The sequence below is a fragment of the Amylibacter sp. IMCC11727 genome, assembly GCF_029854195.1.
GTDB lineage: Bacteria > Pseudomonadota > Alphaproteobacteria > Rhodobacterales > Rhodobacteraceae > Amylibacter.
In genome coordinates, this window is the sequence record NZ_CP122960.1 from 631,156 (window position 1) to 655,849 (window position 24,694).

Annotated in this window: 40 protein-coding genes; 31 read left to right on the forward strand and 9 right to left on the reverse strand. The window is 51.7% G+C overall.

The annotated features are described in order from the left end of the window. Window positions 1-9 precede the first annotated feature (9 nt). The 5 genes from rplC (at window position 10) to QBD29_RS03240 (ending at window position 2,708) form a co-directional block, all read left to right on the forward strand. Complete coding sequence (rplC, locus tag QBD29_RS03220) at window positions 10-879, forward strand: 50S ribosomal protein L3 (protein WP_280099882.1); 870 nt, start codon at window positions 10-12, stop codon at window positions 877-879. After that, a complete protein-coding gene (rplD, locus tag QBD29_RS03225) occupies window positions 876-1,496 on the forward strand; it encodes a 50S ribosomal protein L4 (protein WP_280099883.1) in 621 nt (206 codons plus the stop codon). Before rplC ends, rplD begins: the two co-directional genes overlap by 4 nt. Further along, window positions 1,493-1,789, forward strand: coding sequence for a 50S ribosomal protein L23 (locus QBD29_RS03230; protein ID WP_280099884.1), 297 nt, complete (start codon window positions 1,493-1,495; stop codon window positions 1,787-1,789). The genes rplD and QBD29_RS03230 overlap by 4 nt, the downstream gene beginning before the upstream one ends. Window positions 1,790-1,920: 131 nt before the next feature. Next, the gene (locus tag QBD29_RS03235; RefSeq protein WP_280099885.1) at window positions 1,921-2,199 is read left to right on the forward strand and encodes a hypothetical protein; all 279 of its coding nucleotides are present in this window, start codon (window positions 1,921-1,923) and stop codon (window positions 2,197-2,199) included. 230 nt (window positions 2,200-2,429) lie between these two features. Beyond that, window positions 2,430-2,708, forward strand: a complete 279-nt coding sequence (locus QBD29_RS03240; protein WP_280099886.1) for a hypothetical protein — start codon at window positions 2,430-2,432, stop codon at window positions 2,706-2,708. Between the two features lie 73 nt (window positions 2,709-2,781). Here QBD29_RS03240 and QBD29_RS03245 read toward each other — a convergent pair whose 3' ends face one another. Continuing rightward, on the reverse strand, window positions 2,782-3,636 hold the full coding sequence (locus QBD29_RS03245) for an alpha/beta fold hydrolase (RefSeq protein ID WP_280099887.1): 855 nt from the start codon (window positions 3,634-3,636) through the stop codon (window positions 2,782-2,784). A 413-nt stretch (window positions 3,637-4,049) separates the two neighbouring features. Here QBD29_RS03245 and rplB point away from each other — a divergent pair, with 413 nt between their 5' ends. From rplB to QBD29_RS03300, 11 genes are all read left to right on the forward strand, one after another. Beyond that, window positions 4,050-4,889, forward strand: coding sequence for a 50S ribosomal protein L2 (gene rplB / locus QBD29_RS03250; RefSeq protein WP_280099888.1), 840 nt, complete (start codon window positions 4,050-4,052; stop codon window positions 4,887-4,889). A 3-nt stretch (window positions 4,890-4,892) separates the two neighbouring features. Next, window positions 4,893-5,171, forward strand: a complete 279-nt coding sequence (gene rpsS, locus QBD29_RS03255; RefSeq protein ID WP_280099889.1) for a 30S ribosomal protein S19 — start codon at window positions 4,893-4,895, stop codon at window positions 5,169-5,171. Window positions 5,172-5,174: 3 nt separating this feature from the next. Then, window positions 5,175-5,561, forward strand: coding sequence for a 50S ribosomal protein L22 (gene rplV, locus QBD29_RS03260; protein ID WP_280099890.1), 387 nt, complete (start codon window positions 5,175-5,177; stop codon window positions 5,559-5,561). After that, window positions 5,561-6,262 (forward strand): 30S ribosomal protein S3, encoded by a 702-nt coding sequence (gene rpsC, locus QBD29_RS03265; protein WP_280099891.1) that lies wholly within the window; start codon window positions 5,561-5,563, stop codon window positions 6,260-6,262. Before rplV ends, rpsC begins: the two co-directional genes overlap by 1 nt. A gap of 11 nt (window positions 6,263-6,273) precedes the next feature. Next, a complete protein-coding gene (rplP, locus tag QBD29_RS03270; protein ID WP_280099892.1) occupies window positions 6,274-6,687 on the forward strand; it encodes a 50S ribosomal protein L16 in 414 nt (137 codons plus the stop codon). A gap of 200 nt (window positions 6,688-6,887) precedes the next feature. After that, window positions 6,888-7,295, forward strand: a complete 408-nt coding sequence (locus QBD29_RS03275; RefSeq protein ID WP_280099893.1) for a WYL domain-containing protein — start codon at window positions 6,888-6,890, stop codon at window positions 7,293-7,295. Further along, window positions 7,292-8,281: a TauD/TfdA family dioxygenase gene (locus QBD29_RS03280; RefSeq protein ID WP_280099894.1), complete on the forward strand. Its 990-nt coding sequence runs from the start codon at window positions 7,292-7,294 to the stop codon at window positions 8,279-8,281. The genes QBD29_RS03275 and QBD29_RS03280 overlap by 4 nt, the downstream gene beginning before the upstream one ends. After that, window positions 8,281-8,910 (forward strand): DsbA family protein, encoded by a 630-nt coding sequence (locus tag QBD29_RS03285; protein ID WP_280099895.1) that lies wholly within the window; start codon window positions 8,281-8,283, stop codon window positions 8,908-8,910. Before QBD29_RS03280 ends, QBD29_RS03285 begins: the two co-directional genes overlap by 1 nt. 9 nt (window positions 8,911-8,919) lie before the next feature. After that, window positions 8,920-9,546 carry a 2OG-Fe(II) oxygenase family protein gene (locus tag QBD29_RS03290; protein ID WP_280099896.1) on the forward strand — a complete coding sequence of 209 codons (627 nt, stop codon included), beginning with the start codon at window positions 8,920-8,922 and terminating at the stop codon, window positions 9,544-9,546. Then, window positions 9,543-9,947, forward strand: a complete 405-nt coding sequence (locus QBD29_RS03295; RefSeq protein ID WP_280099897.1) for a hypothetical protein — start codon at window positions 9,543-9,545, stop codon at window positions 9,945-9,947. The genes QBD29_RS03290 and QBD29_RS03295 overlap by 4 nt, the downstream gene beginning before the upstream one ends. A 9-nt stretch (window positions 9,948-9,956) precedes the next feature. Next, the gene (locus QBD29_RS03300; RefSeq protein ID WP_280099898.1) at window positions 9,957-10,511 is read left to right on the forward strand and encodes a hypothetical protein; all 555 of its coding nucleotides are present in this window, start codon (window positions 9,957-9,959) and stop codon (window positions 10,509-10,511) included. A gap of 19 nt (window positions 10,512-10,530) precedes the next feature. Here QBD29_RS03300 and QBD29_RS03305 read toward each other — a convergent pair whose 3' ends face one another. From QBD29_RS03305 to QBD29_RS03315, 3 genes are all read right to left on the reverse strand, one after another. Further along, window positions 10,531-11,388 carry a hypothetical protein gene (locus tag QBD29_RS03305; protein ID WP_280099899.1) on the reverse strand — a complete coding sequence of 286 codons (858 nt, stop codon included), beginning with the start codon at window positions 11,386-11,388 and terminating at the stop codon, window positions 10,531-10,533. Between the two features lie 199 nt (window positions 11,389-11,587). Continuing rightward, window positions 11,588-12,478, reverse strand: a complete 891-nt coding sequence (locus QBD29_RS03310) for a hypothetical protein (protein ID WP_280099900.1) — start codon at window positions 12,476-12,478, stop codon at window positions 11,588-11,590. Between the two features lie 3 nt (window positions 12,479-12,481). Further along, window positions 12,482-12,964, reverse strand: a complete 483-nt coding sequence (locus tag QBD29_RS03315; protein WP_280099901.1) for a hypothetical protein — start codon at window positions 12,962-12,964, stop codon at window positions 12,482-12,484. Window positions 12,965-13,183: 219 nt separating this feature from the next. Between QBD29_RS03315 and rpmC the strand changes: the two genes are divergently transcribed. From rpmC to rpmD, 11 genes are all read left to right on the forward strand, one after another. After that, on the forward strand, window positions 13,184-13,390 hold the full coding sequence (gene rpmC / locus QBD29_RS03320; protein ID WP_280099902.1) for a 50S ribosomal protein L29: 207 nt from the start codon (window positions 13,184-13,186) through the stop codon (window positions 13,388-13,390). 14 nt (window positions 13,391-13,404) lie between these two features. Then, a complete protein-coding gene (gene rpsQ / locus QBD29_RS03325; RefSeq protein WP_280099903.1) occupies window positions 13,405-13,635 on the forward strand; it encodes a 30S ribosomal protein S17 in 231 nt (76 codons plus the stop codon). 72 nt (window positions 13,636-13,707) lie between these two features. Beyond that, complete coding sequence (rplN, locus tag QBD29_RS03330; protein WP_280099904.1) at window positions 13,708-14,076, forward strand: 50S ribosomal protein L14; 369 nt, start codon at window positions 13,708-13,710, stop codon at window positions 14,074-14,076. Window positions 14,077-14,078: 2 nt separating this feature from the next. Continuing rightward, complete coding sequence (gene rplX / locus QBD29_RS03335; RefSeq protein ID WP_280099905.1) at window positions 14,079-14,393, forward strand: 50S ribosomal protein L24; 315 nt, start codon at window positions 14,079-14,081, stop codon at window positions 14,391-14,393. Beyond that, on the forward strand, window positions 14,386-14,937 hold the full coding sequence (rplE, locus tag QBD29_RS03340) for a 50S ribosomal protein L5 (RefSeq protein ID WP_280099906.1): 552 nt from the start codon (window positions 14,386-14,388) through the stop codon (window positions 14,935-14,937). The genes rplX and rplE overlap by 8 nt, the downstream gene beginning before the upstream one ends. Before the next feature lie 19 nt (window positions 14,938-14,956). Further along, on the forward strand, window positions 14,957-15,262 hold the full coding sequence (rpsN, locus tag QBD29_RS03345) for a 30S ribosomal protein S14 (protein WP_280099907.1): 306 nt from the start codon (window positions 14,957-14,959) through the stop codon (window positions 15,260-15,262). Window positions 15,263-15,274: 12 nt separating this feature from the next. After that, window positions 15,275-15,667, forward strand: a complete 393-nt coding sequence (gene rpsH / locus QBD29_RS03350) for a 30S ribosomal protein S8 (RefSeq protein WP_280099908.1) — start codon at window positions 15,275-15,277, stop codon at window positions 15,665-15,667. A gap of 10 nt (window positions 15,668-15,677) precedes the next feature. After that, window positions 15,678-16,211, forward strand: a complete 534-nt coding sequence (gene rplF / locus QBD29_RS03355; RefSeq protein WP_280099909.1) for a 50S ribosomal protein L6 — start codon at window positions 15,678-15,680, stop codon at window positions 16,209-16,211. Window positions 16,212-16,222: 11 nt separating this feature from the next. Further along, entirely contained in the window at window positions 16,223-16,582 is a 360-nt protein-coding gene (rplR, locus tag QBD29_RS03360) for a 50S ribosomal protein L18 (protein ID WP_280099910.1), read from the forward strand. Window positions 16,583-16,712: 130 nt separating this feature from the next. After that, entirely contained in the window at window positions 16,713-17,294 is a 582-nt protein-coding gene (rpsE, locus tag QBD29_RS03365; protein ID WP_280099911.1) for a 30S ribosomal protein S5, read from the forward strand. A 5-nt stretch (window positions 17,295-17,299) separates the two neighbouring features. Next, window positions 17,300-17,488, forward strand: coding sequence for a 50S ribosomal protein L30 (gene rpmD, locus QBD29_RS03370; RefSeq protein WP_280099912.1), 189 nt, complete (start codon window positions 17,300-17,302; stop codon window positions 17,486-17,488). A 115-nt stretch (window positions 17,489-17,603) separates the two neighbouring features. On the opposite strand, the gene QBD29_RS03375 is transcribed toward rpmD, so the two are convergent. Next, window positions 17,604-18,329: a hypothetical protein gene (locus QBD29_RS03375; protein ID WP_280099913.1), complete on the reverse strand. Its 726-nt coding sequence runs from the start codon at window positions 18,327-18,329 to the stop codon at window positions 17,604-17,606. Between the two features lie 300 nt (window positions 18,330-18,629). On the opposite strand from QBD29_RS03375, the gene QBD29_RS03380 reads away from it, so the two are divergent. Beyond that, window positions 18,630-18,971 (forward strand): DUF805 domain-containing protein, encoded by a 342-nt coding sequence (locus QBD29_RS03380; protein ID WP_280099914.1) that lies wholly within the window; start codon window positions 18,630-18,632, stop codon window positions 18,969-18,971. Here QBD29_RS03380 and QBD29_RS03385 read toward each other — a convergent pair. The 4 genes from QBD29_RS03385 to QBD29_RS03400 form a co-directional block, all read right to left on the reverse strand. Then, window positions 18,968-19,588, reverse strand: a complete 621-nt coding sequence (locus QBD29_RS03385) for a hypothetical protein (protein ID WP_280099915.1) — start codon at window positions 19,586-19,588, stop codon at window positions 18,968-18,970. The two genes, QBD29_RS03380 and QBD29_RS03385, sit on opposite strands and share 4 nt — an antisense overlap. Window positions 19,589-19,662: 74 nt before the next feature. Further along, window positions 19,663-20,526: a sterol desaturase family protein gene (locus QBD29_RS03390; protein WP_280099916.1), complete on the reverse strand. Its 864-nt coding sequence runs from the start codon at window positions 20,524-20,526 to the stop codon at window positions 19,663-19,665. Then, entirely contained in the window at window positions 20,508-21,071 is a 564-nt protein-coding gene (locus QBD29_RS03395) for a helix-turn-helix domain-containing protein (protein WP_280099917.1), read from the reverse strand. The genes QBD29_RS03390 and QBD29_RS03395 overlap by 19 nt, the downstream gene beginning before the upstream one ends. Before the next feature lie 54 nt (window positions 21,072-21,125). After that, window positions 21,126-21,557 (reverse strand): hypothetical protein, encoded by a 432-nt coding sequence (locus QBD29_RS03400; RefSeq protein WP_280099918.1) that lies wholly within the window; start codon window positions 21,555-21,557, stop codon window positions 21,126-21,128. A gap of 182 nt (window positions 21,558-21,739) precedes the next feature. On the opposite strand from QBD29_RS03400, the gene rplO reads away from it, so the two are divergent. The 3 genes from rplO (at window position 21,740) to QBD29_RS03415 (ending at window position 24,542) form a co-directional block, all read left to right on the forward strand. Further along, the gene (gene rplO, locus QBD29_RS03405; RefSeq protein WP_280099919.1) at window positions 21,740-22,222 is read left to right on the forward strand and encodes a 50S ribosomal protein L15; all 483 of its coding nucleotides are present in this window, start codon (window positions 21,740-21,742) and stop codon (window positions 22,220-22,222) included. A gap of 137 nt (window positions 22,223-22,359) precedes the next feature. Further along, window positions 22,360-23,724, forward strand: a complete 1,365-nt coding sequence (secY, locus tag QBD29_RS03410) for a preprotein translocase subunit SecY (protein WP_280099920.1) — start codon at window positions 22,360-22,362, stop codon at window positions 23,722-23,724. Window positions 23,725-23,891: 167 nt separating this feature from the next. Then, complete coding sequence (locus QBD29_RS03415; RefSeq protein WP_280099921.1) at window positions 23,892-24,542, forward strand: adenylate kinase; 651 nt, start codon at window positions 23,892-23,894, stop codon at window positions 24,540-24,542. Window positions 24,543-24,694 lie beyond the last annotated feature (152 nt).

Genomic DNA, 24,694 nt, shown 5'->3' on the forward strand with positions numbered 1-24,694 from the left:
TATTGAGAGATGCGCTCTGGAGTAATTGCAAAGAAACTGGGCATGACCCGGTTGTTCATGGAAGACGGTAAGCAGGTTCCTGTAACTGTTCTTCAAATGGAAAACCTGCAGGTTGTGGCACAACGCACTGGCGAAAAAGACGGCTACACAGCTGTTCAGCTGGGTGCTGGCACAGCCAAAGCGAAACGCACATCCGCAGCGATGCGCGGCCATTTCGCGGCTGCAAAGGTTGAACCAAAACGCAAGATCGCGGAATTCCGCGTGTCTGCTGACAACCTGATTGAGGTTGGCGAAGAAATCATCGCTGATCACTATTTTGAAGGTCAGTTCGTAGACGTATCTGGCACATCCATCGGTAAAGGTTTTGCGGGTGCGATGAAGCGTTGGAACTTTGGCGGTTTGCGCGCGACACACGGTGTGTCGATTTCGCACCGTTCGCACGGTTCCACGGGTCAGTGTCAAGAACCTGGTCGTGTTTTCAAAGGTAAGAAAATGGCCGGTCACATGGGCGCTGCGAAGGTAACAACGCAGAACCTGCAAGTTGTCAAAACTGACAGCGACCGTGGTTTGCTGATGATCAAAGGTGCCGTTCCTGGTTCCAAAGGTGGTTGGGTGACAATCAAGGATGCGGTGAAGAAGCCGTTCCCTGAGAACGCCATTTTGCCTGCTGCGCTGCGCTCTGCCGCTGCTGCTGCTGCGAAAGCCGCTGAAGAAGCTGCTGCTGAGGCTGCTGCTGAAGAGGCTGCGGCCGCTGAAGCCGCTGCTGCGGAAGCTGCTGCTGCAGAAGAAGCTGCGTTGAAGGCTGCTGAAGCTGAAATCGCTGCGGACGCTGCTGCAGAAGGGGCACCTGCTGACGAGAAGAAAGAAGGTGACGCATGAAACTTGACGTGATCAAACTCGACGGCGGCAAAGCCGGTTCTGTTGACTTGGACGAGGCCCTGTTTGGCCTTGAGCCACGCAAGGACATTCTGCACCGTGTTGTGCGTTACCAACTGGCGAAACGTCAGGCGGGGACACACAAGGTTAAGACACGGTCTGAAACCAGCTATTCCACAAAGAAGATCTATCGCCAAAAGGGCACAGGTGGCGCACGCCATGGTGACCGTAATGCGCCGATCTTCCGTGGTGGTGGTGTTTACAAAGGCCCGAAAGTGCGCAGCCACGCGCATGATCTGACCAAAAAGTTCCGTAAGCTGGGCTTGCGCCACGCATTGTCTGCAAAGGCAACTGCGGGTGAGTTGGTGATTGTAGACAACGCTGAAATGGCGTCTGCAAAAACTGGTGAGCTGGCGAAGGCAGTAAAGAACCTCGGTTGGAAGCGTGCACTGGTTGTAGATGGCGCGGAAGTGAATGCAAACTTTGCATTGGCTGCTCGTAACATCGACGGTGTGAACGTTCTGCCAAGCCAAGGTGCCAACGTTTACGACATCCTGAAAAGCGACACTTTGGTGATCACCAAAGCTGGCGTTGAAGCATTGGAGGCCCGTTTGAAATGAGCACTAAAGCTGAACTCTATGACGTGATCCGCAAGCCGATCATCACGGAAAAAGCAACCATGGCGTCCGAGCATAACGCCGTTGTTTTCGAAGTGGCGATTGACGCGAACAAACCACAGATCAAAGAAGCCGTTGAAGGCCTGTTTGGTGTGAAGGTGAAGGCTGTGAACACATCCATCACCAAAGGTAAAGTAAAGCGGTTCCGCGGTAAGCTGGGCGTTCGTAAGGACGTGAAAAAGGCTTACGTGACGCTTGAAGAAGGTAACACGATCGACGTGTCTACTGGTCTTTAAGTTAGATCGTCTTTGAATAGAAAAGGCCCTGTCGGAAACGGCGGGGCCTTTTCACGTTTGTGTGCGTTCGCTCGAAACATTGGGAAATTAATCTATGTTTTCAGTTGAAGTGGAAATATGGAGCAAAACCAATGATAAGAACAATTTCCTTTGCAACGCTTGCCTTTGCATTGATGGCAACGGGCCCAAGTTTTGCCGGTTCTAAAGTGAGCCTTCAATCGGCTGAAGCGATTTGTTTGGACCGTGTCGCCAAGTTTGCGCAAGCTGCGTCTGTTGGGGATGGCGGTGGGCCGCAGCCCAGTCGAATTAAGGATCAGTTTCGCGCATGCGTGTTTGCAAAATCCGGTCAGTATCCGCAAAACGAACTGAAAATCCGCGGACAAGTCGTGACTTTAGGGGCCAATGGCTAAGTTGCTTTTGGCAATTCTAGGCGGAGATTAATCGGGTCTTTGACGAGGGCGACAGGATTGACGCGTCTACTGATCTTTTAGGTGGATCGTTTTTGAGTGGAAAAGGCCCTGTCGGAAACGGCAGGGCCTTTTTGCATGCTCCCTTTTGGTCACACACGCGTGTGGAGGGCTAGGCGGTGAAACCCGTTGGTATAGGTTGGATTTAAGAACCCAACAAAAGGAGTATTAAAATGTTAACGAGAATATCCCTTATGGCGCTGGCCCTGTCTGTGTCCGTCGCTGCGCCAACTTTTGCCACATCATCGAAGGTCAGCCTGAGCGCGGCAGAGCAGATTTGTTTTGATCGTGCCGAGCGGTTTGCCCAGACGCCCCGTTATTTTGCCGTGGATGAATTTCCTACGCCAAACCAGATCAAAGACAAATACCGCGCCTGTGTGTATGCGAAATCGGGCGAGTATCCTGCGCAAAAGTTGATCGTGCGTGGGCAGCGTTTGAAGTTGCATTCTTAGGGGGGGTAGGGCTGAAGCCCGATCTACGGTAAGAGTTGGGAAAGTCCTGCTGGTTGCAGTGGGGCTTTTTTCGCTACTGCAAATGTTCGTCGAAAAAACTCAAAACCTGCCGAGTATATTCAGTTTTGGCAAATCGGTAGAAGTCTTGATGCCTCGCTTCTGGGATTTCCCAAATTTCTTTTGGTGAATTGGCATTCGAAAACAGTTCGCGGGAGTTTACCAGCGTTGTCCTTTGATCCTTGGTGCCTGCAATAACCAAAATAGGCGCTTGGATGGCTTCAATTTTGTTCTTTGGAGAAATTTCGTGTGTGCTTACACCGATTTGGAGAGGAGCTTGCCAAAGTAACAGCATTGATAGACGAACGCTCCAATCTCCGAGTTTTACGCGCAGCCTGTTTTCCGTGGCATCTTTAAGATCAGAAAAGACAGCCTCTAATACGTAAGCATCAGCTTGTTGTTTGGACCCAGCCAAAATTGCAGCAGCGCCGCCAAGAGATGAACCGATCACGCCAACCTTCTTGTCTGGCCATTTTCGTTCAATAAAGCTGTATGCAGCCTGAACGCTGACTGCTTCTAAGTGCCCAAAGGTTACGGTTTTGCCATCGCTCTCTCCATGGGCTTGAAGGTCGATGAGTACCACTGAATATTCATTTTCAATGAGCATCTGCGCTCTAGGAAGCATAGAGCGTTTGTCAGACTTGATGCCGTGAAGAAGTAGAACCACAGGATTATTCGATGGTGAAACATAGTACCAAGCTGAAACGTGATTTCCATCAGCGTCGGCAAGGGAAATGGGTGCCAGTTTTATATTGCTCGGGGGTGGGCCGACGAACTGTTTGTTTGGCGTCACTGCATAACGCCCTGCTAACATTAGCAGCAGAATGCCAATGGAAAAGAAAGTAAATAAAATACTCAGACTACGTTTCATTCTGTGATGATATTGATTTTTTCCCACGGCTTACAGACTCATCCCTAAATGTACGGAAATTGGGTCAAAAGGCGCCGTTCCTTCGCGGCTCTTTAGAGTTGCTAATAATCCGTATAGTGAGCGCCATCCTGCGGGTCAGCGCTGGCACGGCTTGGCGTTCGTTGAGAGCGGTCCCCGATCAAGTCGGGGACAGTAGTGGCTAATTAGCCATTTATGCTTGACCCACGCCCCCCTTATTCATAGAAGCCACTATCTGCACCGTCCTAGATTCGTCTGGGGCGTTGTTGTTTTGGGTGAACGGTTTGTTCATCTGCCTAACTCGGGCACCTTTGGGGGCCTATAATCTTGGAACCTTCGGGGTCCTATCACTTTGCGGACCTACGGGGCCGCCACATAAACGAAAGACAGTAAGAATGGCACTTAAGTCGTATAAGCCGACGACGCCGGGCCAGCGTGGACTGGTACTGATTGATCGTTCAGAGTTGTACAAAGGCCGTCCGGTCAAAGCCCTTACACAGGGTTTGACCAAGAATGGCGGACGTAACAACACTGGGCGTATTACTATGCGTCGCAAAGGTGGGGGTGCAAAGCGCCTGTACCGGATCGTTGATTTCAAACGCAACAAAATGGATGTACCGGCAACCGTTGAACGGATCGAATATGACCCGAACCGGACCGCGTTCATCGCACTCATCAAATACGAAGATGGCCAGCAGGCTTACATCATCGCACCACAGCGTTTGGCTGTTGGCGATAAGGTAATCTCTTCTGCGAAGGCTGACGTGAAGCCAGGCAACACCATGCCGTTCACAGGTCTGCCCATCGGGACAATCATCCACAACATCGAGTTGAAGCCAGGCAAAGGCGGGCAGATTGCTCGTGCTGCTGGGACTTATGCTCAGTTTGTTGGTCGTGATGGTTCTTACGCTCAGATCCGCCTGTCCTCAGGGGAACTGCGCATCGTTCGTCAGGAATGCATGGCCACCGTTGGTGCCGTGTCTAACCCAGACAACTCCAACCAGAACTTTGGTAAAGCGGGCCGCAACCGTCACAAGGGCATCCGCCCATCTGTGCGTGGTGTGGTTATGAACCCTGTCGATCACCCACACGGTGGTGGTGAAGGTCGTACATCGGGTGGTCGTCACCCAGTGTCCCCTTGGGGTAAGCCAACAAAGGGTGCGCGCACTCGTTCCAACAAGACTACGGATAAATACATTATCCGGTCCCGTCACGCCAAGAAGAAGGGTCGTTAACAGATGCCTCGTTCAGTATGGAAAGGCCCTTTCGTCGATGCTTATGTGCTTAAAAAAGCCGAAGCATCCCGCGAATCTGGCCGTAATGAAGTAATCAAAATCTGGTCTCGTCGTTCGACGATCCTGCCACAGTTCGTGGGTTTGACTTTCGGCGTGTACAACGGCCGCAAGCACATCCCTGTGTCAGTATCTGAGGATATGATTGGCCAGAAGTTCGGTGAATACTCCCCATCGCGCACCTATTACGGGCACGCTGCGGACAAAAAAGCGAAACGGAAATAAGCCATGGGAAAGTCTAAAAACGCCCGTCGCGTAGCAGAGAACGAAGCGTATGCCGTTTCTCGTATGCTCAAGACAAGCCCACAGAAGCTGAACCTTGTGGCTCAGTTGATCCGTGGTCAAAAAGTCGAAAAAGCATTGACCAACCTTACGTTTTCTAAAAAGCGTATCGCGGCTGATGTGAAAAAGGCGCTGCAATCTGCGATTGCCAACGCTGAAAACAACCACGGTCTGGATGTTGACGAGCTGATCGTTGCAGAGGCTTGGGTTGGTAAGAACCTGACAATGAAACGCGGGCGCCCTCGGGCTCGTGGTCGTTACGGCCGCATCCTGAAGCCTTTCGCACAAGTAACCATTCTGGTGCGTCAGCCAGCAGAAGAGGAGCAAGCATAATGGGTCAGAAGATCAATCCAATTGGCTTCCGTCTGCAAGTCAACCGTACATGGGACAGCCGCTGGTATGCCAACAAGGCAGAATACGGCGATCTGTTGCTCGAAGATCTGAAGATCCGCGAGTTCATCAAGAAAGAGTGCATGCAGGCTGGTATCGCCCGTGTGATCATCGAACGTCCGCACAAAAAATGCCGCGTGACAATCCATTCGGCACGTCCGGGTGTGATCATCGGCAAAAAAGGTGCTGACATCGAAACACTGCGCAAAAAGCTGTCAAACCTGACAGATTCTGAATTGCACCTCAACATTGTTGAAGTTCGCAAGCCAGAGCTGGACGCGCAATTGGTTGCCGAAAGCGTTGCACAGCAGTTGGAGCGTCGGGTGTCTTTCCGTCGTGCCATGAAACGTGCCGTACAAAACGCGATGCGCATGGGTGCCCTTGGTATCCGCATCAACTGTGCGGGTCGTTTGGGTGGTGCAGAGATCGCGCGGACCGAATGGTACCGCGAAGGTCGCGTGCCGTTGCACACACTGCGTGCTGACATCGATTACGCACGTGCCGAAGGTCTGACTGCTTATGGTATCATCGGTATCAAAGTGATGATCTTTAAAGGTGAGATCATGGAACATGATCCATCTGCACGGGATCGTCGTCAGGCTGAAATGCAAGAAGGCGGGCCTTCGCGTCCACCTCGTCGCTAAGGAGAGTATAGATGCTATCACCAAAGCGTACCAAATTCCGCAAGGCGTTTAAGGGCCGGATCAAAGGCCAAGCCAAGGGCGGTTCCGATCTGAACTTTGGGTCATATGGCCTGAAGACAACAGAACCAGAGCGTATCACTGCGCGTCAGATTGAGGCTGCTCGTCGTGCGATGACCCGCCACATGAAACGTCAGGGTCGTGTATGGATCCGGATCTTCCCTGATCTGCCAGTGACAAAGAAACCTACCGAAGTCCGTATGGGTAAAGGTAAAGGTTCTGTCGAATTCTGGGCAGCCAAGGTTAAGCCTGGCCGTATCATGTTCGAAATCGACGGTGTGTCTGACGCTGTTGCACGCGAGGCGCTTCGCCTTGCTGCGATGAAGCTGCCAGTGAAAACACGCGTCGTTCAGCGCGAAGACTGGTAAGCAGTTTTGGTCGAATGACCAAAAGCTGCGCGGTGTAAGCGATATGCAATATCGCTGGGCCGCTGGTGTCGGGCTGAAGCCCGACCTACGATAAGAATTGAGAGACCCCCGTCTGGAAACAGGCGGGGGTTTTTTCTTTTGGGGTTTGGGCTGGTGCGTAAATCTGGTTAACTGGACGCAAGATTTATGGGAGCATTGTGATGATGGTTAGAACACTCGGCTGGGGCGTCTTGGGTGCAATTGGATGTGCGGCCATGGCAAATGCGCAATCTGAAACTGAAGTCCTGTTGTGCGAGGCGGCGAAGGCGGGGCAGACGATTGAACTTGTCTATGACAAGGACGCCAGCAAAGGGTGTGAGCCCCGTTTGCTGGATGTGCATATTGTAGCGCTGGGGAACAATGGGTCGTTGTATTTGCGCGGGTGGCAGACGCGGGGGTGTACCAAAGGCCGTGATTTTGAGGCAGCGCGGTTGTTCAAGTTTGAAAAGATCAAATCGGTGAAGGTTATCGACGGCGTCTTTAACGAAAAGTCGCAAGCGTCCAAGGAGAAGGGCTGGGACGGTTGTCTTGGGTCTAATTGTTTTATCAAGGAGATGGTGTGCGAATGAGTGTGATGTTGAAAGAGCCGATCACGGGACCAGCGGCGTGGGTGGCGGCGGATGTTCAAGAAGATGGCAGCTGGTTGCATGTGTTGTCCGATGCAGAAATTGCAGGCATTGATGCGGCGGTTGTCGCGGCGCGCGGGGCAGGGGTGTCCTATCCCAAGATGACCGCAGGGGATGTGGATTTCGGATTCTTGGAGCCAAAATTTGCAGTATTTCGCGAGGAATTGGAAAACGGTCGCGGATTTTTGTTGCTGCGTGGATTGCCTGTGGAACGGTATACAGAGGATGAGGTGAAGTTGATCTATTACGGGATCGGCTTGCACCTTGGGGTGCCTGTCGGGCAGAACCCGCAGGGTGATCTGCTGGGCAATGTGATGGCCGTGGGCGACCCCGCCAAGAAAGAAACGCGGGTGTTTCAGACAAACCTGTACCTGCCCTATCACACGGACCCATCGGATGTGGTTGGTCTGTTGTGTCTGCGCAAGGCCAAGACGGGCGGGCTGAGCAGTTTGGTCAGTATGGCGTCGGTTTACAACGAAATTTTGGCACATCATCCCGAACTGCTCGGGCTGTTTTATAAACAGTTCTATTACGCCTATTTGGGCGAGGGAGAGCCGAAGCTGACATCGTTGTTTTCCTATCATGAGGGCAAGCTGAGTGCGCGGTATCTGCGCCAGTACATCGAGCTGGGCCATGAGCAGATGAACCTGCCGTTGTCGAGCGTGGAGATCGAGGCGCTCGATACGTTTGACCGGATAATGCATGATCCAAAGCTGCGCATTGATATGATGTTGGAGCCAGGTGATTTGCAGTTTGCCAACAATTACGCTGTGCTGCATTCGCGCACGGATTTTGAGGACCACATGGAAGAGGAAAAGCGGCGCAAGATGCTGCGGCTGTGGCTCAAGATGGACAATGCGCGCACCCCTGGGCCAGAGTTTCCAGGGCGCAATGGGTTTGATTTGCCTGCGGAGCAAGCGGCCCCCTGATGCGTAAGATAGAGTATTTCTATTCTGCGCATTCTGCCTTTGCTTATATCGGGTCGCGCAAGTTAGCGCAGATTTGTCGCGACACGGGTTGTGTGCTGGATCATCGCCCCATTGCGTTGTCTCCTGTGGTGGAGGCGGTTGGTGGGCTGTCTTTTGCCGCGCGGACCAAGCCCCATGTGAATTACTATTTCGGGCGCGAAGTGGAGCGTTGGGCCGAGTATCGTGGTGCAGAGATTTTGAATTACCGTCCGACTTATCATGACAATCCGCTTGATCTGTCGAACGGGATGTTGATTGCAGCGATAGAGCAAGGCGCGGATGTGGATGCGCTGGCCCAAGCGGTGTTGCAGGCCCATTGGCGTGACGACATTGATCTGGCGGACGCAGCAGCATTGGCGGTGGTGGCCGAAGGGATCGGGTTGGAGGCAGCACCCTTGTTGGAAGCGGCCCTGTCCGAACCAATTCAAGCCATTCACGCGGCCAATACCGCAGAGGCGATTGCGCGAAACGTGTTTGGATCGCCAACATATTTTCTGGACGGCGATATGTTTTACGGGCAGGACCATCTGGAATTGCTGGAGCGTGCGATCACCGATCCCTTTGCGCCACATACGTTTAAAAACCCATAGGAGTGGGCCATGGCCGAGATAAAATCCCTGTTTGTGACGCGTCTGTATCAGGCGGCTTTGTCCGAACATAACCCCGCTGTTGATAGTGCAGAGTTAGAGGCGACTTGCCTGTCCATTGCCGATGATGATGAGGCGGGGCAGGATTGGTGTGAGGAAAACGATTTCCCAGGCTATACCAGTTATGCGAGCCTTGATGATCTGCCGTGGCGGTTTCCGATTTTTGCGGATTTGGTTAAGGCGCTCGATGCGCATGTGGCTGAATTTACCAAGGATTTGGCGTTCGATCTGAATGGTCGCACGCTGGTGTTGGACAGTTTGTGGGTGAACATTTTGCCAACGGGCGGCACGCATTCTGCGCATATCCATCCCCATTCGGTGATTTCTGGCACGACTTATGTGGCGATGCCTGAAGATGCGAGCGCGATTAAATATGAAGACCCGCGTTTGGCGATGATGATGGCAGCCCCACCACGCCAAAAAGATGCGCGCGAGGATATGCAGCAATTCCATTATGTGGCGCCATCCGTTGGGGATGTGCTGCTGTGGGAAAGCTGGTTGCGCCATGAGGTGCCGTTGAACATGTCCGATGAAGAGCGGATTTCTGTGAGCTTTAACTACGCTTGGTCGGACGCGTGATTGCAAAGGCGCTGTATCTGATCTGTGTGCAGTTCTTGCTGGTTGCCATCGCCATTGCCTTGGCGGCGGCAGCGGCGCTGGTGATGCCTGCTGGGGTCATGCAGCAGGCCGTGGTGATTTTGCCTTTGTTTTTTCTGGCCACATCGAGCGCATTGACGCAGATTTTGCGGGTGCTGGTGATCCCCGTGAGCGATCAAGGCCGAAGTTTCACCCGTATCGCGTTTTGGGGGACACTTGGTTTGATGATTGTCATCACAGGAATTTTAATCGGTGTGGCGTATTTTGCGCTTGTCTCTTTGACAGAGGCGACGGTCATATGGGTGGTGTTGTTTCTGGTGGGGCAAATGGGGTTGATGCGCTGGCTCCCAACGCCAGATAAGAATTTTGAAGTGTTTGACTGAGGGCGACGCATGACACGGATTTTAATGGTTTTGACGATGCTGGTTCTTACGGCCTGTGGTGCGCGGGAATTGCCGCCTGTGACGCAAAACGAGTTTGATCGGCTGGAAGCGCGGATTTTGGCGCTGGGCCCTGATGTGAGTGCAGAGGAAGCAGCGCGTGCGGCGCGTATCGCGCTGATGTATCCGCGCCAGTTGCGGGTGGAATACGGCGTGACCGATGGGCCGCTTATTCACAACACCAAGGTGAACGCAGGCACGCGGCCGCGCGGGCTGTGCTGGCACTGGGCCGAGGATATGCAGAAACGATTGGCGGCGGAGCGGTTTGAAACGCTCGATCTGCACCGCGCCATTGCCAATTCGGACGTGGCATTGCGGATCGATCATTCAACGGTGCTGATCAGTGCGAAGGGCGACACCATGCAAGAGGCGCTGATCCTAGACCCGTGGCGGTATGGCGGGGCGTTGTATTTCGGATCGCTGGCAGAAGACGTGCGGTATAAGTGGTTGCCGCAGACGGAGGTGCTGCGAAAGCGGGCGGAGAAGCAAGCGAAGGAGGGGTGGTAACCCCCGACGCCTGTCTACATCACTGAATGATGTTGATGTCCTCGGCCGTGGGGAATGGACCACCGCTTAGGTTGATGATGGACGTGAAGTCTTGGCCGCTTTCCAGTTCAAAGTTCAGGCGCATTTCTACGTAAGCGGGGACGTCATCGGTCGCGGGAACTTCGGTTAAGGTGAAGCCCGTGTAGGTTGGGTTTTCCTCGGTGTCTTCGACAAAGCTGGTGATGTCCACATTCAGAGTGTCTTCTTCGGCGTTAAAATCTTGAATGCGTGCGACAAGGTCTGATCCGCTGTCTGGGGTTTCTCCGCTGTCGTCAAAGCTGTCGAAATCTATTCGGCCTTCGGTCAAGTTGATGTTGAATGTGTCATCGCCTGCGTCACCGTAAAGGGCTGGGGTTACGCTGGGGGCGTCGAACGCATCAAATTCTGCGGAGGTGTACAGGTCTAGTTGATCGTCGCCATCGCCGCCGTAGAAATCAGATGATCCGTCAAAAGTGGAATAGGTTTCCCCTTGTAGGATGTCATCGCCCGCGCCGCCGTAAACATCGGCTGTGGCAGCTTGCCGTGCATCAATCTGATCGTCACCTTCACCGCCATAAATTTCGGGGGAGAGGGGGGTGTCTTCTTCGCCCGCTTGGGTCGTGATGATGTCGTCGCCATCCCCTGCGAGTACATCCGATATTTCGGCAGAGTCCACGAGCAGGGTATCGGCCAAGCTGGTTCCTGTGATGGTCCCGTCTTCTGTCGTGACGGTTTCTTCAGTCGTTTCTTCTGTTTCGGTGTCTGCGTCTGTTGTGGTGTCTTCCGCAACGACGTCGTCTTCGGTGAACGTCATCGCAATTACGCCAACGGCGAACAGCGCCAAAAATGCCAGTCCCATATCTTTTCCCCTAAAATGTTTTGCTACCCATGAATGCTGCGAGCAGTGCAGCTAAATATGGTTAACGTAGGGGTGGGGCGAGCTAAAGTGGAAACTGAGTTTCCAAGGTGGGGACAATGGGGGTGGGGGGTGTTAGGGATGGGGGGTTGCCGCAGACGGAAGTGTTGCGGAAGAGGGCGAAAGACGGGTGGTGAGAGCACTACTTTTTACTAAAGTTTAAAGTTCCAATGTAATAACCATGAGTGTCTTTTTGGTTTTCATTTGACAAAAAATCGACGGAGTAACTCGGTTCAGAACAAAATACGTGAACCTTTTTCCCCTCGGTTTCAAAAACCACGTCTCCAGCGCTGTTTTGTTTGATTGTGTTGAAATTTGAGTAGTATTCCAAGTGAGCGGAAGGAGCTTCACCTAAAACGATAATTTTTGGTTTAAGCTTATCTAACCAAGATTGAGGCAATCGCCCACTTTTTCGGCCATGGTGAGGCGCGAAAACTATTTGCGACTCGACTAATGCAATATCGTCATAAATGTTCTCCATAAATTCGGTCTCCAAATCTCCAAACCATGAAAAAATTGGACCTTCTTCTATCGAGTAAGTAGCTACGATGGAAATATTATTGGGGCTTCCTCCAGCCGCAGCCTGATTTAAAGCTTCTTTGTAATATTTGTTGTCAGTATTTGGCCAAAGGATATTTATGCCTGAACTTCCCCGAACATCGTCGGACTCATTCATCCACTTTCTTGAACATCCGCGATAAATTGTGAACTGCTTGTCCCCATCTCTTAATTTTTTATAATGTTTGAAACTGTCAGTTTCAGGGTCTTTTGTGGTTTTGTTTGCAACACAGTAGAAATTAACGATGGTTTTCCGCGCATCAAGGTAATCTATCCCTCGGTAATGATCATCGTCTGGATGAGTGGAAATGAAACGTGAAATTTCCTTGTCGGCAGATTTTTCAATGATTTCGTCAACAATCTGTAATTTGCGGTCATCTTCGAGATTACAATCAATGACAGTGAAATTATCACTTCCATGTTGAATGTAATAAGTATCACCGTCACCAACTGAAAATGTTTTTACTAGAGGCATCTTTTATTTCCTAAAATCAACGCGCTTTTTTATGTAGGAAACCTGTTTCCTGTAGCTTTGCTGAAGAATAAGAGCTGTCCCAATGCCGAACACTGAAAGTGATTGGTTAACTGAAACAATTTGGTGATGGATTGCAATTTGAGCCACCCAAACGAGAAGGAAGACAAACAGCCCTCCCAAAATTGACCGATAAAAATTTGCAGTGCATAATAGTTCTTCTAACTTGGTATCGTTTTTTTCTGCGATCAAATAATCTTGATATTCAGAAAATGAAACGAATTTGAATTTTTGAAGAACTGGTTCGACCATAACCGATCCAACCCTACTGACGCACATGCCAACGAAGTAATATATGAAGACTGAGGCAACCAAATCTGTTCCTGCTAAATCAATGGCCCAAATCCGCTTTGTTGCAGAGCAAAAAATGACACCGGGGATCAAGAAATTGATAAAATTATAAGGTGATAACTTATTAAGTAGTTCCAACAACGCCCTCCACACTCATGGGTTGTAGTCTATTTTGTGCATTTAGAAAATACAAGTAAGCCTATTTTCAGTTGTTCTTTCTCGAGATAATGGTTGCCACACAGCCCCATCCCCCCTATAGAACGCGCTCGTACTGTACTCCATTGGAATCAGTGTGACCTTTGTGCTGCGCGAGTGGTGCATGTCGGGGCACTCCAATGATGTTGAAAAGGAAATGGCATGAAAGCCGAAGAACTCCGGGGTAAAACCCCTGATGAGTTGCGTGAGCAGCTCGTTTCATTGAAAAAAGAAGCGTTCAACCTGCGTTTCCAAGCTGCGACGAACCAGCTGGAAAACACTGCACGTGTGCGCCAAGTTCGCCGTGACGTTGCGCGGGTGAACACAATTCTGAACCAAAAAGCTGCTGAAGCAGCTGCATCTGAGTAAGAGGAGCCTGAATTATGCCAAAGCGTATTTTGTCCGGCACAGTCACAAGCGACCAGAATGCTCAGACTGTAACAGTTTCTGTTGAACGTCGGTTTAAACACCCCGTTATGAAGAAAACCATTCGTAAGTCCAAAAAGTATCGGGCGCATGATGCGAATGAGCAATTCAAAGTTGGTGACACAGTTCGCATCCAAGAATGCGCACCAATTTCGAAGACCAAACGCTGGGAAGTTTTGGCCGACTAAGCCAAAACTCCAGTTAATCGAAACCCTGGGGCTTGAACTGCATTCAAGTCCCCAAAGGTCGGAGTATCTACCATGATCCAGATGCAGACCAATCTTGAGGTAGCTGACAACAGCGGCGCACGTCGTGTTCAGTGTATCAAGGTTCTGGGCGGTTCCCACAGACGTTACGCGTCTGTTGGAGACATTATCGTTGTTTCTGTGAAAGAAGCCATTCCACGCGGTCGCGTGAAAAAGGGTGAAGTTCGCAAGGCAGTGGTTGTGCGTACCGCTAAAGAAGTCCGTCGCGAAGACGGCACAGCAATTCGCTTTGACAGCAATGCTGCAGTTCTTTTGAACAATGCGGGTGAGCCTGTTGGCACACGTATCTTTGGCCCTGTTGTTCGTGAGCTTCGCTCCAAGAACTTCATGAAGATCATTTCGCTTGCTCCGGAGGTTCTGTAACAATGGCTGCTAAGTTGAAAAAAGGTGACAAGGTCATCGTTCTTGCTGGCAAGGATAAGGGCAAAGAGGGTTCTATCAACTCTATCAACCCATCCACTGGCAAAGCTGTTGTGTCTGGCGTGAATGTTGCCATTCGCCACCAAGCGCAAACTCAATCTTCTCAGGGTGGACGCGTTCCAACCGAGATGCCGATCCAACTGAGCAACCTTGCTTTGGTCGATCCTAAAGATGGCGGCCCAACACGGGTTGGCTTCAAAATGGACGGCGACAAAAAAGTACGTTTTGCCAAGAAGTCGGGAGAAGTGATCGATGGCTGATTATCAACCACGTCTCAAGACAGCGTATAAGGAAAAAATCCGCGCTGCGATGAAAGAAGAGTTCGGCTACAAGAACGACATGCAAATCCCAAAGCTCGAGAAAATCGTGCTGAACATGGGTGTTGGTGAAGCTGTAAACGACTCTAAGAAAATCCGTTCTGCTGTTGCTGATATGGCCGCTATTGCTGGTCAGCAGCCGGTGATTACCAAAGCGAAGAAATCCATCGCTGGTTTCCGCGTTCGTGAAGACATGCCTTTGGGTGTGAAGGTCACGCTGCGTGGCGATCAGATGTATGAATTCTTGGATCGTTTGGTAACCGTTGCAATGCCACGTATTCGTGACTTTCGCGGCGTATCGGCCAAGAGCTTTGATGGGCGTGGCAACTATGCCATGGGCCTGAAAGAGCACATCGTATTCCCAGAGATCGACTACGACAAAGTAGACGTGATGTGGGGCATGGATATTGCGTTTAACACAAACGCAAGCACAGACGCAGAAGCGAAAAGTTTGTTGGCGCACTTTAACGTGCCGTTCATGAACTGATCGCGGAGGAGAAAAGAACATGGCTAAAAAAGCAATGGTTCAGCGCGAATTGAAGCGTCAGAAGCTGGTAGAGAAATATGCTGCCAAGCGTGCTGCGCTGAAAGAGATCGCAACTAACATGGACCTTCCGATGGAAGAGCGTTTCAAGGCCCGCCTTAAATTGGCGGAACTTCCACGCAATTCTTCGGCCACACGCCTGCACAACCGTTGTCAGGTAACCGGTCGTCCGAAGGCCTATTATCGTAAACTGAAAATGTCCCGGATCGCGTTGCGCCAATTGGCGTCTGACGGCCAGATTCCTGGCATGGTCAAATCGAGCTGGTAAGGAGTAGTACTTATGAACGATCCTATCGGTGATATGCTCACACGGATTCGCAACGCACAACTGCGCGGCAAATCTACCGTAAAAACACCAGCATCTAAACTGCGTGGTTGGGTTTTGGACGTGCTCCAGAACGAAGGCTACATTCGCGGTTACGAAGCGGGTACTGGCGCTAATGGTCATCCAGAGTTGGAGATTTCTTTGAAATACTTCGACGGGGCACCAGTGATCAAAGAATTGAAGCGGGTTTCCACACCTGGCCGTCGCGTTTACGCGGGTGCCAAGGACATCCCTTCTGTTCGTCAAGGTCTTGGCGTTTCAATCGTATCTACACCGCAAGGTGTTATGTCAGATGCACAAGCACGCGCAGCCAATGTTGGCGGCGAAGTGTTGTGCACAATCTTCTAAGGGGTGTCAGATGTCTCGTATTGGTAAAAAACCGGTCGAGCTGCCCAGCGGCGTAACTGCCTCTGTGTCTGGCCAGACCGTAGAAATTAAGGGTCCTAAAGGTGTTCGCACATTTACGGCCACTGACGATGTAACCATCACAACCGGCGATGACGGTGTGGAAGTGAAGCCACGTGGCTTGTCCAAGCGGGCACGTCAGCAGTGGGGCATGTCCCGCACTCAGGTTGCCAACTGTGTAACAGGTGTGACCGAAGGCTTTAAGAAAGAGCTGGAGATCAACGGTGTTGGTTATCGTGCAAGCATGCAGGGCAACGTCCTGAAGCTGGCGCTGGGCCTGTCCCATGATGTGGAATACCAAGTGCCAGATGGCATCACGGTAACTGCACCAAAGCCAACTGAAATCATTGTGGAAGGCATCGATCAGCAAGTTGTTGGTCAAGTTGCCGCGAATATTCGTCAGTACCGCAAGCCAGAGCCTTACAAGGGCAAGGGCATCAAGTACAAAGATGAGTATATCTTCCGCAAAGAAGGTAAGAAGAAGTAAGGAGCGTAATAATGGCTATGAGCAAGAGAAATCTGTTCCTGAAGCGCCGTATGCGCAACCGGAGCAAAATGCGGAAGGTGGCTGCTGGTCGCCCCCGTCTGAGCGTACACCGTTCAAACAAGAACATCAGCGTGCAGCTGATCGACGACGTAAACGGCGTAACACTGGCATCTGCTTCCTCTTTGGAAAAGGCGCTGGGCGTTATCGGCAAGAACAACGTCGAAGCATCTGCAAAAGTTGGCACAGCTATCGCAGAACGTGCAAAGAAAGCGGGCGTAGAAGTCTGTTACTTTGACCGTGGCGGTTTCCTGTTCCACGGCAAGGTGAAAGCCTTGGCTGACGCTGCCCGTGAAGGTGGCTTGAAGTTCTAAGATATTGCAGGCGGCCTTCGGGCCGCCTCGATGATCCAGGTCGCTTAATGCAATTTCAGAAAATCTGAAAAAGCATAGGTGTCACTAGGATTGGATTTACGGGCAATGCCCACAAAAATGGAGGCCTTCAATGGCTAGAGATGACAATCGCCGCGGTCGTGATCGTGACGAAACACCAGAATTTCAGGATCGCTTGGTTGCAATCAACCGCGTATCCAAAACAGTAAAAGGCGGTAAGCGCTTTGGTTTTGCAGCACTCGTTGTTGTAGGCGACCAAAAGGGCCGCGTTGGGTTCGGCAAAGGTAAAGCAAAAGAAGTACCTGAAGCGATCCGCAAAGCGACCGAAGCTGCAAAACGCAAAATGATCCGCGTGCCACTGCGCGAAGGTCGGACATTGCACCACGACATGGAAGGCCGTCACGGCGCTGGTAAAGTTGTGATGCGGACAGCCCCACAAGGTACTGGTATTATTGCTGGTGGTCCAATGCGTGCGGTTTTCGAAATGTTGGGTGTTCAGGACGTTGTGTCCAAATCCATCGGGTCTGCAAACCCATACAACATGATCCGTGCGACCATGAATGGCCTGACCAAAGAAGCATCCCCACGCAACGTTGCACAACGTCGTGGCAAGAAAGTTTCTGACATCCTGCCAAAATCAGATGCACCTGCGGCGGCCCCTGCCGAAGCAGAAGCTGAAAAAGCGGAGGCATAAGCACAATGGCTAAGACTATCGTAATCAAGCAGATTGGTTCGCCAATCCGTCGCCCAAAAGACCAGCGTCAAACACTGGTTGGTCTGGGTCTGAACAAGATGCACAAAACACGCGAGTTGGAAGACACGCCATCCGTGCGCGGCATGATCAACAAGATCCCGCACATGGTAGAGATCATCGAAGAAAAAGGTTGAGTGGTGTCGGGCTCCGTTCTCGTGTTTTTAGCAAAACACTGACACGGTTGTAGAACCTCGACCTACGAGATTGAGTTAGGCGCCTCCGCTTTGCGGGGGCGTTTTTTTTGTTGCTTTAGGATTTCGCGATTTTGACCATGGCCTCAAATTCGGGACTTCCTATAAATTCACGATATAGGACATGGAAAGGGTTTCCTGAACTAAGAGCTAGATCAAGGTATGTTTCTGGAAATTTTCGCTTATCAAGCTTAATGAAGCAAGAGTTCCCAGCCAGTGAAATTTCATATCCATTTACTCCTTCCATTTTGATTGCAGAGGGCCCAAGTACGGCCTGAATGGCGTCATCTTGAAATTTAGTCACAATTACATCAAATTCTGGCACTTCAAATGGATCAGCATTTTGCAGAGCGCTGCGAAGCTTTTCTTTATAGGGGCCGAGGCGTACAGATGAGAACATAGCCCGAGTTGTGACTTCCATTCTCCACATTAAACTCATGAAGAAAAGTTGAAGTTTTTGAGTGTCGATCTTGTCGATTATCCCAACCAAGGAATTGCCTTTGTGATAAAAAGCAGGCTCGAATTTCGTTCGAAATAGAATGTCATAAGCATAATCATCATAAGGCGAAAAAGACGCTTCGCATTTGAGGCACAGAATTTCTCTGTCATATTCGCCCTTAGGTGAACGAGTAGGATGGACGTCTTTTAATGTAGTGACAATTTGTGCAGGCCCAGCACTCGACTTAAGAGTATCGCCATACATACTTCGCGGAATAATATGAGCCTTTGCAAACTTTTCCGTGTGTTCACAGCATAGCAGGCAAAGGTTTGCATTCTGAGCCATAACAAGTTTCTCTTCATTTGGTCGTATCAGAACTGTAATTGTTTTCTATTTAGCATGTAGTCTTAATTTAAAGGTTCGCCTTGGCCGAGACATCTTAGGCCGTTCCGCTTGCGGGACGGCCTGCGCCGACCTCCCCCATGGGAGGCGCATTCGCGCCCCCCGAGGTCTGCGAAGGCCTGTGTTGGTGTTTGAGACGGCTCAGCGTTCGGCCAAATTGCCAAGAAACTCACCATTTATGGCCCAAGTTTAACCATCTTTGAGCGTGATCTTGTCCTGAGAATTCACAGGATTGGAAATGCTATGCTCTATTTGTTGAACCCGCTTCACGGAACCATGGGCCGTGGTCGTTGGTGGCTGATGCAGGTCGCCATTTTCGTTTTGGCGATTGTCGCGATGTTTGGCACGGCTTTTGCCTTTGCCGATTTCGACGCGCCTGCAGGCACGCGAAACGCGAGTGAGAACTTGATGTTGGCGCTTATTATCTTGGGTGTGTTTTACATGAACCTCGCCACCTGCGTGAACCGCTTGCGGGATTCTGGACGCAGTGCGTTTTGGTATCTAACCTTCTTGCTGCCGATGGTTGGCACGGGGCTGATGATCTATTTCTGCGGTTTGGAAGCTGGGCAGAAGCAAGCGGCCTAGGCCACAGGCACACCGAACACGATCAGCACGGCGTAATCCTTTTTGTTGCAATCCGCTACGGGGGGCAGTTGATCCCCTGGGCCAAGTGGGAATTTGCTGATGTCTGCGTTGGCGGGTGTGCAGCTGGCCTCTGAAAACTCGGGCGTGTAGCGGGCGGAGCGGCAGGGGCCGTGGGTCACGTCCTTGAGCCGCTTGTCATCTGACAAAGACCACGCTTGTGCGCCGTTTTCATCCGGGGCTTCAACCGTGAGCAAAGAAATATGTTCTTCGCCGTTGGTGACGTAGTATTGTCCTGCGGGCAACGGAAATTCGGGCGCCTTCATGATCAGGCCGTTTTCATCCAGCCACCAATCATTGATATCGAACCGCCAGCCAGAGGGGGCGATGTTGCCTGCCTTGGCGAGGAGTTGGTAGAATTTCAGCCAAACACCGATGGGACCCGGATCTTCGCGCCAGAGGCCCCATGTTTCAGCGCCCGTGCCAGAGGTGGCGTTGTCCAACCCCAAGGCCGCGATGTATTTCAAACGCTTGAAGCGATAGAATTTCTTTTGGGCAAGCACTGGCGTTGCAAAAAACGCAAGAGCAGAAGCAAGAAGCGTGCGGCGGGTGAGTTTCATTGCAGGTTCCGTGGTTGTGGCGACGATAGGTGTTTAAGCAGTCTTAACGCATACGCTGCCGTAGGCCAAACAGATCACTCCGCAGGGGTTTGCTTTTTTGGCCGCCAGCCTGGACCTTTGAAAAGATATCCCGCCACTTCGGATGTGGATTTGGCGTTTTTGAGATCACGGCCAAGTTCAGGGAGTTCTGATGTCCAGACGCGCAGGGGATTTTGGCTGTCAAAATCCGTGGTCAGGCCGTAGCGGGGTGTTTCCTCTTCTGCTTGAAAGCTGCCGAACATACGGTCCCAGATGATCAGGATGCCAGCGTAGTTTTTATCGAGGTATTTGCGATCTGATCCATGGTGGACGCGGTGGTGGGATGGGGTGTTCAGTATCCATTCGAGCGGGCCGAGTTTGCCAATGGTTTCCGTGTGAATCCATGTTTGATAGGCGAGCACGGTGATGATGCCAAAGAAGATGGCCTCGGGTGGGAAGCCCATGAAAATCATCGGCACGTGGGCGAGAATGGACCAGACGCCTTCGAGCGCACCAAAGCGAACGCCCGTGATGATGTTGAAGTCCCGTGAGGAGTGGTGGACGGCGTGTTGGGTCCACAAGATGCGGACCTGATGGGCGATGCGGTGTTCCCAATAGTATGTGATGTCGGCCACCAGCACGGCGAGCGCGATGGTTGTCCAGGTGAGGGGCATCATCCAAGAAATGTTTTCATAAGCGAAGACGTAAAAGAGTGTGTAGGCGCCTGTTAAAATGAGCGCTTCGACGACGAGGTAGGGGATTTGTGTGGAGGCGCTGGCCACCATTTCAAGCAGGCGTTTGCCCTTGTGGCTGCCTTTAAAGAACACTTCGGCCAATTCGATGGCAAAGATCAGGGCGCTGAAGATGATGAAGGTGAATTCGATGTTTTCACCGAGTTTGGTCAGAGTTTCAGGGGGCATTTCGGGTCTCCGTTCAGGCCGTGTGTCAGGCTGCGCCATGCAAAATCCGTGGCTTGTGTGGGGGTGGCTTCGCCGTCGCGGACAAGGGTCCATGCGGTGTAGACGAGGTTTTCGTAGAGGGTTGCGATCCACGCGCTGGGAATGGTGAGGTCGAACGTGCCCTCTGCCTTGGCTTTGTCGATGGTTTCGATCAGTTCGTTTTTGTCGGCCAATCGTTTTTCGAGATTTGTGTTTTTGTGTTCGTGGGACAGAAACCATTGCCGATCCCCGAGCGGGATGATTGCGCCAAGCGAGAGGCGGAGCGCCTCGGTGTAGCTGGAGGCATCCTGCACAGCGGCATCAACGGCGGTGTCGAGTTCTTGGGTGGCGTGTTTGGACAGGGCCGACATCAGTACGTCGCGGCCCGAAAACTGGCGGTGCAGGGTGGCACGGCCAACGCCCGCAGCCTGCGCCACATCGGCAAGAGAGGCGGTTGGATTGCGGTTATAGGTTTGAAACGCAGCTTCGAGAATCGCGTCGTGTGTGGTCGGTCTGATTTTGTTCATGAGACATATGTGTCTCATTTGATACATCAATTCAAGAGGAACGCGAAATTTAAGTTAAGTCGTGTCCCTTGCCGTTGACGATTGATCTTCATCGTCTGGGATATCTGTTGTGTGAGATTCCTCCACCTCATCAACCGTTTCGTTCAAGCGCGAGATCAGTTCTTTCACTTTGTCACGGCGGGCTTTGAAATCGGCCAAATACTCCGTGCTGGTGCGGCTAATACCTGTGGCATCGGGTGCAGTGAGGATATTCTCGGCCATCAGGCGGCGCATCATGCCTTTTGCATCCGTGTCAGAAAATCCAAGGAAGGTTTTGAGCATTTCAGGCGTGAGCTGTTTGTTGATCCGCGCGGTATATTTGGCGAGCGCATAGGGCGACATGCCATAGCGAACGGGCGTGGCCGCCGCAGCAGATAATCCTTGCAGGGGGAGAGCGGTCATCGATGCCGCCGCACCGATGGATTTCAAAAAGGTTCTACGTTCCATGCAGTGTATATGGGAATGGGGTGCGGATTTTCCAGATTAGGAGTGTTTTGAGGCCCTTGCTTTGCGGATCAAGCGGGTCTATACGCCACCAGTCTGGGAACCTTTCCAGAATCACATCGTAACGCCGTGTTTGCCCCTTTGTCGCTCATCGGGGGTAGTTCCGGCAAAAGGAGATAGCGACAATGAAACTGAATCAACTTTCAGACAATCCAGGTGCAACTAAAAAGCGTAAGCGCATTGGCCGTGGTCCGGGTTCCGGCACAGGTAAAATGGGTGGCCGTGGTATCAAGGGTCAAAAATCCCGTTCAGGTGTTGCCATTGGTGGTTACGAGGGCGGCCAAATGCCTTTGTACCAACGTCTGCCAAAGCGTGGCTTTAACAACATCAACGCAAAAACACATGCTGTTGTGAACCTTGGCCTGCTGCAAAAGTTCATCGACGAAAAGAAAATTGACGCGGGTAAGCCGATCACAGAGGAATCTCTGGTGGAATCCGGTCTCGTGCGTCGCATCAAAGATGGCGTTCGTATCCTGAATAAAGGCGCGATCACATCCAAGATTGATCTGACTGTTTCAGGCGCATCCAAGACAGCTGTTGCAGCTGTTGAAGCAGCTGGCGGTAAACTTACTGTCACAACTGCGCCAAAAGCGGACGCTGAAGCTTAATTGCTCTTGTGAGCGGCGGTCCTGCCGCTTACATATTCTTCCGATCAAGTTTTTCGGCGCCGCGTGGTCTGCAAATGATCTCGCGGCGTTCGTGTTTTACGCCCCAAGGGGCGACTGTTCTTTAGAAAGGAACGTTCATGGCGTCTGCTGCTGAACAAATGGCATCCAACATCAGTTGGGGTGCTTTCGGGAAAGCCAAAGAGCTGCAATCGCGTATCTTGTTCGCGATTGGTTTGCTGATTGTCTATCGCATTGGAACATTCATTCCGACACCGGGCATCAACCCCGTTGAATTGGCACAGTTTGTGGAAAACTTGCGTGGTGGCGTTGGCGGCATTCTGGACATGTTCACAGGCGGCGCGCTGAGCCGTATGGGAATCTTTGCCCTTGGCATCATGCCGTATATTTCCGCGTCGATTATTGTTCAGCTTTTGACCGCAATGGTTCCATCTTTGGAGCAATTGAAAAAAGAAGGTGAACAGGGCCGCAAAAAGATCAACCAATACACCCGTTACGGTACGGTTGCGCTGGCGATTTTCCAATCCTACGGCATCACTGCAGGGATGCAGTCCCAAGGGTTGGCGTTGAACCCTGGGTTCATGACATTCCAAGTACCAGCGATGATCACGCTGGTGGGTGGTACAATGTTCCTGATGTGGTTGGGTGAGCAAATCACGGCACGGGGTATCGGCAACGGTATTTCCTTGATCATCTTTGTAGGCATTATTGCCGAGCTGCCAGCCGCCTTGGCGCAGTTCTTTGCCTCTGGTCGGTCCGGTGCGTTGTCCCCTGCAGTAATCATCGGTGTCATGGTGATGGTTGTTCTGGTGATTGCATTCATCGTTTACATGGAACGTGCGCTGCGAAAGGTGCATATTCAGTATCCAAAACGCCAAGTGGGCATGAAGGTTTATGGCGGTGAGAGCTCTCACCTGCCGATCAAACTGAACCCAGCAGGGGTTATTCCACCGATCTTTGCATCTGCGCTGTTGCTGTTGCCAACGACGATTTCTACCTTCTCTGGCACACAGACAAGCCCGTTCATGAACGCAGTGCTCGCGTATTTTGGCCCAGGTCAGCCGCTGTATCTGGCGTTCTTTGTCGGGATGATCGTTTTCTTCAGCTATTTCTACACGGCCAACGTTTCGTTCAAAACGGATGATGTTGCGGACAACCTGAAAAAGCAGAACGGTTTCGTGCCAGGCATTCGTCCGGGTAAAAAGACCGAAGAGTATCTGGATTACGTGGTTGCACGTTTGCTGGTGGTTGGTTCTGCTTACCTATCTGCGGTGTGTTTGCTGCCAGAAATCCTGCGGGCGCAATTGGCGATCCCGTTCTATTTCGGCGGTACATCTTTGTTGATTGTTGTGTCTGTGACCATGGATACCATCACACAGGTTCAATCGCACCTGTTGGCGCACCAATATGAAAGCCTGATCGAGAAATCGAAATTGCGTGGCAAAGGCCGTAGCAAGAAACGCGGCGGTCGTCAGGGGCGTTAAGCCGCATATCATACACATTCAAAGGCCGTGCTGTTTCCAGCACGGCCTTTTTTCTTTGGCGTGTTTGGACCCTGCTGCGACGTGTATACACAGGTATGCGTTTGTGTTTTCGCTAGGCTTTGATTGGCGCTATGCTAAACGCTGCTGGACTATAAAGGGATTCTCTTATGAACATCATTTTGCTTGGGCCTCCGGGCGCTGGGAAGGGAACGCAAGCTGCCATGTTGGTAGACGAGCGGAACATGGTTCAATTGTCCACAGGGGATATGCTGCGTGCCGCGCGCACGTCTGGCACGGAAATGGGCAAAATGGTTGCGGGCGTTATGGATCGCGGCGAACTTGTCACAGATGAGATCGTGATTGGGTTGATCCGCGAACAGTTGGAAACTGCGGACGCAAGCGGCGGATTTATTTTTGATGGCTTCCCACGGACATTGGCACAGGCTGATGCGTTGGGCGAATTGTTGCAAAGTGTTGGTCAATCGCTCGACACGGTTGTGGAAATGCGCGTGGATGACACGGCGCTCGTGGCGCGGATCACTGGGCGATACACCTGCGGAAATTGCGGCGAAGGCTATCACGATGAGGCAAAGAAGCCGAAGGTTGAAGGCACATGTGACAAATGCGGCGGCACAGAGTTTAAACGCCGTGCCGATGACAACGAAGACAGTTTGAAGACGCGCTTGATGGCATATTACAAAGACACATCCCCGTTGATCGGCTATTATTATGCCAACAAAAAACTGCAGAGCATTGATGGGCTGGCGTCTATTGATGCGGTGAAATCATCCATTTCTGCAGCGCTTGAAAACGCGTAGCCCCGCGGGGGTGCGCTGCGCCATTCTTCTTTAGCCGCTGCGCGGCGATGGCCTGCGGCGCGGATATTCGAAAAACAAAAAGACGTGACAGCCGTTCGATCAATCGGGCGGCTTTCTCTGTTTCAGGGGGGCGGGTGGCACGCAGGCGCCAA